Annotated in this window: 12 protein-coding genes; 2 read left to right on the plus strand and 10 right to left on the minus strand. The window is 43.7% G+C overall.

Features of this window, described 5'->3' with window-relative positions; all coding sequences use genetic code 11:
* Positions 1–231 precede the first annotated feature (231 nt).
* From C5469_RS03445 to C5469_RS03485, 10 genes are all read right to left on the minus strand, one after another.
* Positions 232–1503, minus strand: a complete 1272-nt coding sequence (locus tag C5469_RS03445; protein ID WP_166302337.1) for a general secretion pathway protein GspD — start codon at positions 1501–1503, stop codon at positions 232–234.
* Positions 1484–2545, minus strand: coding sequence for a zonular occludens toxin domain-containing protein (locus tag C5469_RS03450; protein ID WP_166302339.1), 1062 nt, complete (start codon positions 2543–2545; stop codon positions 1484–1486). The genes C5469_RS03445 and C5469_RS03450 overlap by 20 nt, the downstream gene beginning before the upstream one ends.
* Positions 2545–2886, minus strand: coding sequence for a minor coat protein (locus C5469_RS03455; protein ID WP_166302340.1), 342 nt, complete (start codon positions 2884–2886; stop codon positions 2545–2547). The genes C5469_RS03450 and C5469_RS03455 overlap by 1 nt, the downstream gene beginning before the upstream one ends.
* Before the next feature lie 2 nt (positions 2887–2888).
* Positions 2889–4340 (minus strand): hypothetical protein, encoded by a 1452-nt coding sequence (locus C5469_RS03460; RefSeq protein ID WP_166302342.1) that lies wholly within the window; start codon positions 4338–4340, stop codon positions 2889–2891.
* Positions 4341–4398: 58 nt separating this feature from the next.
* A complete protein-coding gene (locus C5469_RS03465) occupies positions 4399–4629 on the minus strand; it encodes a major coat protein (RefSeq protein ID WP_242689383.1) in 231 nt (76 codons plus the stop codon).
* A gap of 91 nt (positions 4630–4720) precedes the next feature.
* The gene (locus C5469_RS24000; protein WP_315903518.1) at positions 4721–4819 is read right to left on the minus strand and encodes a tail virion protein G7P-2; all 99 of its coding nucleotides are present in this window, start codon (positions 4817–4819) and stop codon (positions 4721–4723) included.
* Positions 4820–4876: 57 nt separating this feature from the next.
* Positions 4877–5398, minus strand: coding sequence for a hypothetical protein (locus tag C5469_RS03470; RefSeq protein WP_166302344.1), 522 nt, complete (start codon positions 5396–5398; stop codon positions 4877–4879).
* Between the two features lie 21 nt (positions 5399–5419).
* Positions 5420–5686 (minus strand): single-stranded DNA-binding protein, encoded by a 267-nt coding sequence (locus C5469_RS03475; protein ID WP_166302345.1) that lies wholly within the window; start codon positions 5684–5686, stop codon positions 5420–5422.
* A gap of 24 nt (positions 5687–5710) precedes the next feature.
* Positions 5711–6838 carry a replication initiation factor domain-containing protein gene (locus C5469_RS03480; protein WP_166302347.1) on the minus strand — a complete coding sequence of 376 codons (1128 nt, stop codon included), beginning with the start codon at positions 6836–6838 and terminating at the stop codon, positions 5711–5713.
* Between the two features lie 252 nt (positions 6839–7090).
* A complete protein-coding gene (locus C5469_RS03485; RefSeq protein WP_166302349.1) occupies positions 7091–7510 on the minus strand; it encodes an MGMT family protein in 420 nt (139 codons plus the stop codon).
* A gap of 220 nt (positions 7511–7730) precedes the next feature.
* On the opposite strand from C5469_RS03485, the gene C5469_RS03490 reads away from it, so the two are divergent.
* Positions 7731–8348 (plus strand): recombinase family protein, encoded by a 618-nt coding sequence (locus C5469_RS03490; protein WP_166302351.1) that lies wholly within the window; start codon positions 7731–7733, stop codon positions 8346–8348.
* Positions 8349–8408: 60 nt separating this feature from the next.
* Positions 8409–10469 (plus strand): Tn3 family transposase (locus C5469_RS03495; RefSeq protein ID WP_166302353.1); only part of this gene is annotated, 2061 nt, incomplete at its 3' end.

A 10469-nucleotide genomic window follows, 5' to 3' on the forward strand; every position in this document is an offset into this window, starting at 1 on the left:
AAGTCCCCCCGGTTTATCGGCGGCTCGACAACCGTTATTTATGAAACTATTAATGTGCCGCCTTACATGCCTGACGGCATCAAAAAACCGACAATCTGCCGGTTACCACTGACTTCACACGTTTAGAAATATCACGCCAACGACTCAGAACGCCTTGATAGCTTAACGCTTTCCCGTCCCCCCGCTGCGCAGTGAGTCGCAAAAGCGTTAAGCCATTCATTCAGCGAGTGATCACAGCGCGTTAATTACCCTGGCACGAATGAGAACATAAAGCGTGCGTTTGTCCTGGCTGTCACTGGAAGAAGTAAAAAGACGACCAATCAAGGGAAGGCTGGACAGTATCGGGACAGAGGACTCAACCGCCGTTGACCGATCATCAATGAGACCCCCCAACAACAGGGTTTGACCCGATTTAAGTTGAACGGTCGTATCAATCTGACGCTGATTGGTAATAATGTCACTGGCCGTCGTGAGACTGGAAATACTGTCTGCCCGACTCTGTACGCTCATAATCACCAGACCTGAAGGGGTAACAACGGGTGTAACCGCAAGAGATACCCCAACGTCATGCCGTTCTATCGTCTGAAAAGGGTTATTCACGTTCGCCGCCTCACCGGTCACTTTACCCGTGATGAACGGGACATTCTGACCCACACTGATATAGCCCTTCTTTCCTGACAGCGTGACAATCCGGGGCGTGGAAAGCAACTTAGCATGAGAATCAGACTGAATCGCTTTTAAAGATAAGGCGAGAATGTTGCCGTTAAAAATCCCAAAGGAACCGCCAGTCGAAGAAAGCACGGAAGTTAAACGATCCGTATTCACACCGCCCGCCACTGGGGAACCTTTTGCATCACCGGCAGCAAAGGCAAAATCAAAAGCCTCGCCCTCAGTGGTTTCAAACATTATCGACTCAATCAAAACCTGAGTGGTAGAAATATCAATATCAGGCAAAAAAGATTGTAACTGTTTATGCTGTGATCCGGTTGCCGTGACCGCAATCATATTAGCCCGATCAAAAGGAAAGACCGTGACACCGGAAACCTGTTCCGCTTTCAAAAAGACGTCAATAATGGGTGATAAGTCCTGCGCTCTGACATGATTAATTTTATAGGTTTTGGTGATCAAATTTGACGGTTGAGACGCATTAAAGAAACCGCCAGACGGTACAGGTAAAAAATCTGAATCAAGTAAACCTATTTCAGTATCTGAAAAATGAGCACTCTTTGTTAATTTAGCCACTACCGCGGGGTTTCCCGGCGTTAAATCAAAACCATTCGCTCTCAGTACAGAAATAAAGAACGGGGTTAACTCGTCCTTTTTAACCTCCGCAGAATAAACCGTGATATCCCCTTTGACATCCGGTGAAATGATGACAGAGTTTCCCGTAATTTTTGAATACCAGGAAACAAAATCACGAATTGGCGCGTTATTTAATTCCACAGGAATAGCCCATGCAGAAAGATGAAATAAAAAAAGAAAACTAGCAAGTAACTTTTTCATGTTTTCCACCTTTAATTAAATCTACTGTGCACGAATCAATGTAAACGAGATTAAACCCTGCTTTTATTAAAGAATCGGATGTGATTTTTTCTTTCTTAGCATTAGTAAAATCATAATTAGCCGTAGAACCCAGACGATAAGAAGACGTAATTTTTAAATCCGTCAAATCAACCGCCGGCTTTTCCTGCTTAACAGGTTGATAAGCAACAGAACCCCCCTTTTCTTTTTCAGTTAAAAATGAATACGTAAAAACCATAAAAACGCCAGCCGCAAAACACAGAAGGCGAGAATATTTCTTAAAATAGATTTTTGTCAGCTTCATATAAAATTTTAAATCTCTTTTAGCCGCATAACGACCATGTGAGAGATAAGGCGTTAAATAACTATAAGGTGAATGCGCATAAGCATCAGAAAAAGCCTGTTTGGTGTCGTAAGCGCCATACAATTCACGTCCGGTATAAGTCCATCGTTCTACGGTCATTGAGGTCGTTGAATCACCGTATTTAACAATCCCAATATGTATTTTGGGTAAGGGCATTTTTGAGCCCATTATCAGGCTATAAAGGCTACCAATAAAAGGGAGCGTGATCCTATCGAGACGACGACAATAAACAACATGCTCAGCAAGTGCCACTCTGGCCTGCTTATCCATAATCGATAAATCCTGAATAAGAAAGATAATATCCCACCCTAATTTTCGGGCATGCAAAAACCAGTTAATGACAGCCTGCCTTTCTTTATCCGCCCATGAACGGGAATTAAACCACGTACCACACTCATCAAGCACTAATAAACCATTTTTATTTTCATCATAACTTTCATTCCCAATCCCAATAGCATGTAAATCATCAATATTGGGTTTATCCGGTATTCGAATAACCTGAGGGGATTTTGCAAAAATACCCACACGCGGCAATTTATGGATTTTTAAATCAAGATTAGTCGCCACCTTGCAACCCGAAACAATCTTATCCTGTATTTTGCCTACCGCAACCAGTGTTTTCCCGGCACCCAATTTGCCCGTCACAACATAAACCGCCATTAGAATTTATTCCAGTCCAAATAAGAAATTAAACGATCTTTCACATCAAATATAAATACCGCCGCTTTCAAAGAAAAAATCGCATATAAGCAAGGCGTGGCATTTGAAGGCATGATATATGAAATAGCCTCACTAATTTCAGACGGTAACAACGCCACTAAATCACTTAAATAAGAAATAATAATCGCATTTAAGCCGATAATCAGACCCAGAAATAAAGAGATGGCTAACGCTATTCTCGCCATACCCAGCGTCATAAACTTAGCCAAATAGCCCATCACAACGCCTAGTATCCAACCCAAAAAACGCATTAACACGGGTATACCCAGAAATGCCGGCATGATTAAGCCCCCTTACCTTTCCGTAGTATTCCGGCGAAAGTGTCATAAGCCGTGACAAACGTCCAAAAATATAAAATAAAGGCAAATACCGATTTAAACATCTCTAAATATTTGCAATCTATCGTAAACTGATAAACCTCACCCGAGCCGAAAATAAACGGTTTACAGGGTTGAGCTGCAGGAAGCGCCGGAAAAAAGCCCCCATTCAGGAATGAATCCAATAAAGGCGATTTATCCCCCTCACCTATTTTCTGCATCTCTGACACAGAACCCGCAAAATCACCCGTTACCGCAGAGCCATTACCCATCAACCCCCCAATGCTGTCAGAAAAGGAGGAAAAAGCGTCCTGTATATCTTGCGTTGTACTATCGAGATCGGCCGTCATCTCCCCCTGAATAGCAGATAAATTCACCTCCTCTGTCAACGCCTCCTGGTTAGCCTTTGCCATCTGAGTGTAATCAAAATCGCCAGCACCCTTACCTGTAGCACTATGACCAGTAGGACCTGTCCCGCCCGAACTACCGTGATGGGAACCGTTACTCACAGGACCTGTCCCGCCCGAACTGGCGTTATGAGTACCGTTGCTCACAGAACCTGTCCCGCTCGAACTACCGTTATAAGCACCGTCACCATAATGAGCATTTGCATAGACCATGACACTACGTGAACCACTCTCCTGATAACTATCCTCAATCTTCACGGCACGATCAGCATCACAAACCGTTTGGAAAGTCACCGCGTCGTCAAGACAAACATTAGACGTATCGTAACGAACAGTATGAGTCGTAATGGTGTAATGATAATTAATCAGATTGGGGGAATCAGGATAAGTGTCTTTGGTCTGTACCGTATAAGACGTGGGTTTATATTCATTGGATTTAATTTTTACGGTATGACCAAAAGAATCCGTCCGTTCAAACCAAATGTCAGGCTGATTATAGTCATGCTTAATCACATCAAGAATTGAGGAAACCGCAACAGCATCCGCAGAGTTACCCAGTAAATAACCTGACGTCATTGTACTTTGAGGCTGCGCATACAAAGAAAACTGACTCCCCACCGCATCAGAAATCACCACATTATCAGGTAACGGTAACTGACTTAATTCATCAGGCAGATCCACCTTTTTGCCAACCACACCGACACCAGAATGCCCCCCTGTACTGCCCTTGTTGTCTGCGTCAGTCAGCCCGCCGCCACCTTCACTGTTACCCGATACCGTGTCAGAACTCACCGGAGTCCAATGGCCATACCAGGCATTTTCATCCCCCGTTCCCACAGAGATACCGGACATTTGATAACGGCAACTTTCAAATAAAACATAACGGCTATCCCCTTCCCGATAAACGCCCGACATAGCCCCATCAAAAGCTGGTCTGGCTCGACATTCTTCATCCGTCACGGCGTAAGAGTAAAACGATAAAAGCAAAGGAAATATCAATAAATATTTCATCTTACCTCCGACGATCAAAAAAGGGGGCATCGCCCCCTAAGTTAGCGACTAGTAGTAATCAGGAAGCGCGACTCACAAATTTCTTAAACAATTTAATCCCAATCGTGGCGCCAACAATTAAAACCGCCAGGCCCCAGGCGTAGCCGCTCAAAGAACTCGCCTGAGTCGTCAAAGAATCAAAAGCCTGTTTTGCATAGTCTGTCGGTTCATTCGCCGCAAAAGCCGAAGTCCCCACGACTAGAGTAGAAGAGGCAACAAATTTAGCGATAATAGATTGAGTCAGTTTCATGACGAGACCTCTGAAAATTTTTTAAATACAAGAATAGAATGAGATAAACTCCATCCAATAACATAAGCAGCAAAGAAATAGCTTAAATAACTCATCTTTGACCGCCCCCAATTACACCCAGTCCGAAACAAATAATCAGTCCGGCACTGAATATCATATGAAAAATATCATTTAAAGAATCCATTACCATAAACGATCTGAAATATTCCACCAATTACATTAAACAGGCTATTTAACTGTTCCCCAATTAATCATTAGCACAATCAGAACAAACCCCATTATTTGAATCCATCATCTCTCGACAACACCCCTGACATCTTGTCACATTATAATGAAGCGAAATATAACGCCCTTCTTTATCATCAAAGCAATAAGTCCCCAGACCGATATACCCCGGCGCACCCGCAACATAATCAGGCGGGAAATCCAGATCAGCAATAATATATCGGGCACTTAAATCAACCGCGGAATCCGCCGAGACAGAAAAGCCAGAAAACTCAGCCAGCAACTTAATATAACGTGCCTCCAATAATACCGCATCTGAAACCGGCATAACATCACATGATAACGCCACCGCGCCGAAATGCGGATAGTCAAGATTATAAGCAATATAACCCTGATAAACCGGCAGGTGATGAGGATTATCCTCTTCAATTTTTAATTTACAAAGCACATAAATAGCATCCAAATCTAACGCATCAAAAGAACAGGTAAAACCGGCAAATTCAGCTAACGATCGAATATGATACGCATTCAGTGTAAAACTCATTTCAATAACTCCTTTTAAACCCTATTTAATTGGAATTAATTTGATGCTTTTGATTCTGAGCGAACCAAAATCGCCCACGCTAAACGAGCTTGAATCTAACGTATAAAACCCAGCCGGATACGGTGCTGCCTCTTTTTCCAAATTAATCGTGAACTTTTCAGGATAAATGCCACCGTTATAAATATAAGCTGTCTGTTCTCTAAACGTTAATACTTCACCCGTTTGTTTTGAAACCACTTGCTTGTTATTGACTTTTCCGTCAACTTCATTAATTTCAATTTTAATCATAATAAATTGCCTTTACATTATTTATTAAAAAGGACATTGAGACGTTTGTAACTTTTCATTCAGCAATGTTTGATAGATTGGTGGAATATCAAAACGCAGATTCATATCCTGAATATGTTCTTCACGAACAATCATGGATAACACCGTTTCAATATCGCCATTAAAGAAATGAAATACTTTCGCTATGGTTGATGAAGCCTGATTACGCAGCCACTTTACTTTCGCTTCAATGGCATCAACCGCCTTACGGCCAAATAGTTTAGGGATTGATACCGGTTGACTCACATTGATTTGAGCCGCGTAATCACACAGCCCCACATAAATACCGGAGATATTCAGCAGCACATCAATCGATATCCCTTTTAATTCCACTTCTGAACGATACCAGATGCCCGAAACTTTTTGTTCCAGAGCCTTATTATAAATACGCCAGTAAACCCGGGACTGACGAGAGCCAACGTTAACCACCTCTTTTGTTGGACAACCGTCCGAATCCATGGCCTGTGATATTTCCAGTTTTGGCTTAGGCCCTTTACCGCCATAAAAGGCATCGTCACGATAAGCCGTCAAAGCCGCCTGACAGGTATAAATGCCATCATAATCGTCAGTCGCTAAATCCAGGCGTTTTAACGAAAAAATATCAAGATGTTTAAACCACTGATGAATTTTTTGCGGGGTCGTACCACTGAAAACATGCGCACACCCCTGACCTGAAATCTGGATATAGAACGTGTCTTTATTGCCGCCCCAGTACAAGATCCCCATGTGATCACTGCCGCCCATGTCACTGTATAAGACCGCTGAATCCTGATAAGCAAAGCCGCCCTTACCTCTGGGAACGCCTACGACAAGACCAAAAACAGCAGCAATCCACCTTCTCAAACGCGCGTGATAGCAAGCGTACAAATCAGATTCATACTGACTTTTCTGTTCTTCCGTCAGATTTGATGAACCAAATTCAGGCAACCCCTCATAGCCTTCTGAACAAGCGTAAGTATTGGAATGCTGATAATGCTTATAAGCCGGTAAATACTGAAACTTACGCCACTCAAAGCCTTTTTCCTGAAAAGTATGAACGTCTTTCATGACAGATAACGGCGCTGAAAACGCTAAATAATCAACGATAACTGGGTGTTCTGGTGAATCAGCCATGATAAAACTCGCCATAGCTGATGAACTGCCCTGATTTCGCGGTGGTTGGCGCGAGTAAAAAATCCTCGCTGAAATGACATGAACACTCGTTGACCAGTTCATCGAAGGAACGATAAAAATCCCACTGGGGTCCGCTTGGAAAACGGAAAATATCCTACGCTAAGCCTATTTATTGCACAGTTCCGCATCAATACTAAAACTCATTATGTGCATTTCGGCGTTTCCGGCGTGCAATCCCACTAAATTTCTTGATTACACCCATTCATCAACATTCTCCCAGACGGTGCGAAAAGTCCCTGTTGTAGGAACTCTGAACTCAAACCAGTTTGTTTGAAAAACTGCCTGTTGGTCGATATCAACACTTCCCGAAGGAGATATAACGACTTCACTACCTGGAGCTTTAGTTTGTTGGTTAACAACTATTGAATTTAATGGGGGTAAATCATTCAACAAGCACAAATTTCCAATAATGCCTAATTGACGACCTAATGTCCTTCCTGCTTGCCTTGAGCTATGCCCCATTTGTTCAGCTAACTCGCCATAAGTAATGGTAGATAAACCATTAGATTTATTATGCTCAACGAACGCCACAAGAATCAGCCAGATTTGTTGTGCTTGTACATAAAGGCGATCTCCGCGTTCAAATTTTTTAATCGTTGGCTTACTTTGCATTAAAATCCTCCGTATTGTTCATTTCTGCGCAATCAGTTCAATAAAGAGCGCGTAGTTCACAATGGCATGGATTGCTCAAAAATGCAATGTGTAAACATTGGCATGACATTTATGTATACCACAATGTCATAGCCTAAAATTCTGCCATTTCTCTTTTGGATCATTACCTATCTGTCATGTACATTATGATCATTATTTAAATGTCATAATTGGGTTAAAAATGTACATTCACGGCTATCTACGTGCATCAACAAAAGAACAGGATGCTCTCCGGGCAAAAAATAGAATGAAAGCCTTTGTTGAAGAGAAAGGCTTTCGGTTAGCCAGTTGGTATCACGAAAATGTATCCGGCGCGTCACTGCAACGGCCAGAACTTTTACGATTGCTTGATGATGCTGCACCGGGTGACATTATTCTTATTGAGCAGGTTGACCGCCTTTCACGTCTGGATGAAGCGGGCTGGCAGAAACTTAAACAACTTATTCAGGAAAAACACCTCGTGATTGTCAGTCTTGATCTGCCGACGAGCCATATGGCGCTTGCAGAAAATGCGGGTGATGAGTTCACTCTGGCCATGCTTAAAGCGATTAACGGAATGATGCTTGATATGCTGGCAGCCATTGCACGTAAAGACTATCAGGATCGTCGGCGGCGTCAGGAAGAGGGAATATTGAAAGCCAAAGCCGCTGGTAAATTCCGGGGACGCCAAGCAGATAACCAGCTGCATGAGAAAATCATTGAACTTCGGGTTAAAAACAGGCAGAGCATCCGAGATACCGCGAGATTGTGTGGTGTCTCAGAACGAACGGTTATACGTATAGCTAAACTGAACACATGACTCTGAGGGATAAAATTTGAATAGGTAAGTGAGCTGAATCCGTATGTAAGGAGAATATTTATGCCACGGCGACAAATACTGACCAGCGAGGAAAAAGAATGCTTACGGATCGTACCGGATGATGACATCTTGCTGACCCGGATGTGCTTTTTAAGTGAACAGGATTTGGCACTTATCAACAAACACAGAGGATCAGCGAACCGTCTGGGTTTTGCTGTTTTACTCTGTTATTTGCGCGGGCCGGGTTTTACGCCGGATAAAAACAGCTCTCCTCACGATGGCGTTATTTCCAGATTAACTGACTGGTTAAAAATTCAGCCTGATTTATGGCACGAATATGCGGTGAGAGAGGAAACCCGTTGGGAGCATCTGGCTGAGCTTTATCGTTACTTGAGGTTGTCACCTTTTAGCCGATCTCTGCAAAAGACCTGCATCCGCCATCTTTATCCACATGCCATGCGAACCGATAAAGGCTGGCTGCTTGCTGAAGAGATGCTCTCTTGGTTACACAACAATAACGTTATTTTTCCTTCCATTGATGTTGTGGAACGTACGCTTGCCGAAACCATGACGCTGGCTGATAGAATGGTATTTTCTGCGCTGACTGCACCCTTGGCGCCGCAGCATAAAACAGCGCTGGATAGTCTGCTATCATCCGGCGATGAACCACTGTCCCGCCTCAAATGGTTATTACAACCTCCGGGGAAAATTAATGGTAAAAATGTGTTACAACACATTGATCGTCTTAACGTCATTGCAGGATTGGCCTTGCCCGAGGGAATTGAGATTTCTGTTCATCAGAACCGACTGCTGAAGCTAGCGCGGGAAGGCCGGAAGATGAGCAGCCGGGATTTGATTAAATTTTCTGATACACGACGTTATGCCACATTGGTCTGTATCATCGCAGAAGCCAGAGCGACTCTCACCGATGAAATCATTGAGCTACATGAACGTATTCTGGGCAGTCTGTTCAGCAAGGCAAAACGCAAACAGGCCGAACGACTTCAGCAAACAGGAAAGCTGATTCAGAGTAAGCTAAGGCAGTATATTACGGTAGGTCAGGCACTGCTAATGGCACGGGAATACGGGAAAGATCCCTGGGCTGCGATAGAAGATGTTCTTCCCTGGCCGGAATTTATCACCAGTCTGGAAGAGACACAACTTCTGGCCCGAAAAGGTAATTTCGAGCCGCTTCATCTGATCACTGAAAAGTACAGTACCCTGCGTAAATATGCGCCCCGTATGTTATCGGCTTTAGAATTCAGGGCGGCATCTGCTGCTATGCCACTCAGTGATGCGCTGGATACGGTCAGAGAGATATACCACAAAAAACTCCGAAAGGTGCCGCCATCAGCACCGGTAAAGTTTATCCCTGAGAGCTGGAAAAAACTGGTGATAACCCCCTCCGGTATCGATCGCCGATATTATGAATTCTGCGTACTGAATGAACTTAAAGGCGCACTGCGATCCGGTGATATCTGGGTGAAAGGATCCCACCGCTACCGAAATTTTGATGATTATCTCATTCCGCCTGATGGCTTTGAAAAAGCACTCAAGGATCAACTGTTACAGCTTGCTGTACCGACAGACTACCAGGAATACATTAACACTCGTATGACACTTCTGGCATCCCGGCTGGAAGAAGTAAACGCTATGGCGATTGCCGGTGATTTGCCTGATGTTGATATTTCCGATAAAGGGGTGAAAGTGACGCCGCTGGATAACAGTGTACCTTCGGCTGTTTCCCCGTTTGCAGAGTTGGTTTACAGTATGCTTCCACATCCGAAAATTACTGAGATATTGGATGAAGTGGACAGCTGGACGGGGTTTACCCGCCACTTTACCCACCTCAAGAATAATCATGTCAAACCCAAAGACAAAAAACTGTTGCTGACCACTATCTTGGCTGATGGTATCAATCTGGGACTGACGAAAATGGCAGAATCCTGCCCCGGAACCACAAAAGCGTCACTGGAAGGTGTTCAGGCATGGTACATCAGGGATGAAACCTATGCGGCAGCGCTTGCCGAACTGGTGAATGCCCAGAAAAAGTACCCACTGTCAGCATTCTGGGGAGACGGTACAACATCCTCATCCGATGGCCAAAATTTCAGGGTTGGA

The organism is Photorhabdus cinerea (genome assembly GCF_011189575.1).
In the GTDB taxonomy this organism is placed as follows: Bacteria; Pseudomonadota; Gammaproteobacteria; order Enterobacterales; family Enterobacteriaceae; genus Photorhabdus; species Photorhabdus cinerea.

Excerpts from the sequence above, each read along its gene's own strand:
- C5469_RS03450 (WP_166302339.1), bottom strand. The coding sequence starts at position 2,545 with ATGGCGGTTTATGTTGTGACGGGCAAATTGGGTGCCGGGAAAACACTG.
- C5469_RS03470 (WP_166302344.1), bottom strand. The coding sequence starts at position 5,398 with ATGAGTTTTACACTGAATGCGTATCATATTCGATCGTTAGCTGAATTT.
- C5469_RS03455 (WP_166302340.1), bottom strand. The coding sequence starts at position 2,886 with ATGCCGGCATTTCTGGGTATACCCGTGTTAATGCGTTTTTTGGGTTGG.
- C5469_RS03490 (WP_166302351.1), top strand. The coding sequence starts at position 7,731 with ATGTACATTCACGGCTATCTACGTGCATCAACAAAAGAACAGGATGCT.
- C5469_RS03480 (WP_166302347.1), bottom strand. The coding sequence starts at position 6,838 with ATGGCTGATTCACCAGAACACCCAGTTATCGTTGATTATTTAGCGTTT.
- C5469_RS03475 (WP_166302345.1), bottom strand. The coding sequence starts at position 5,686 with ATGATTAAAATTGAAATTAATGAAGTTGACGGAAAAGTCAATAACAAG.
- C5469_RS03485 (WP_166302349.1), bottom strand. The coding sequence starts at position 7,510 with ATGCAAAGTAAGCCAACGATTAAAAAATTTGAACGCGGAGATCGCCTT.
- C5469_RS03465 (WP_242689383.1), bottom strand. The coding sequence starts at position 4,629 with ATGAAACTGACTCAATCTATTATCGCTAAATTTGTTGCCTCTTCTACT.
- C5469_RS03445 (WP_166302337.1), bottom strand. The coding sequence starts at position 1,503 with ATGAAAAAGTTACTTGCTAGTTTTCTTTTTTTATTTCATCTTTCTGCA.
- C5469_RS24000 (WP_315903518.1), bottom strand. The coding sequence starts at position 4,819 with ATGGTAATGGATTCTTTAAATGATATTTTTCATATGATATTCAGTGCC.
- C5469_RS03460 (WP_166302342.1), bottom strand. The coding sequence starts at position 4,340 with ATGAAATATTTATTGATATTTCCTTTGCTTTTATCGTTTTACTCTTAC.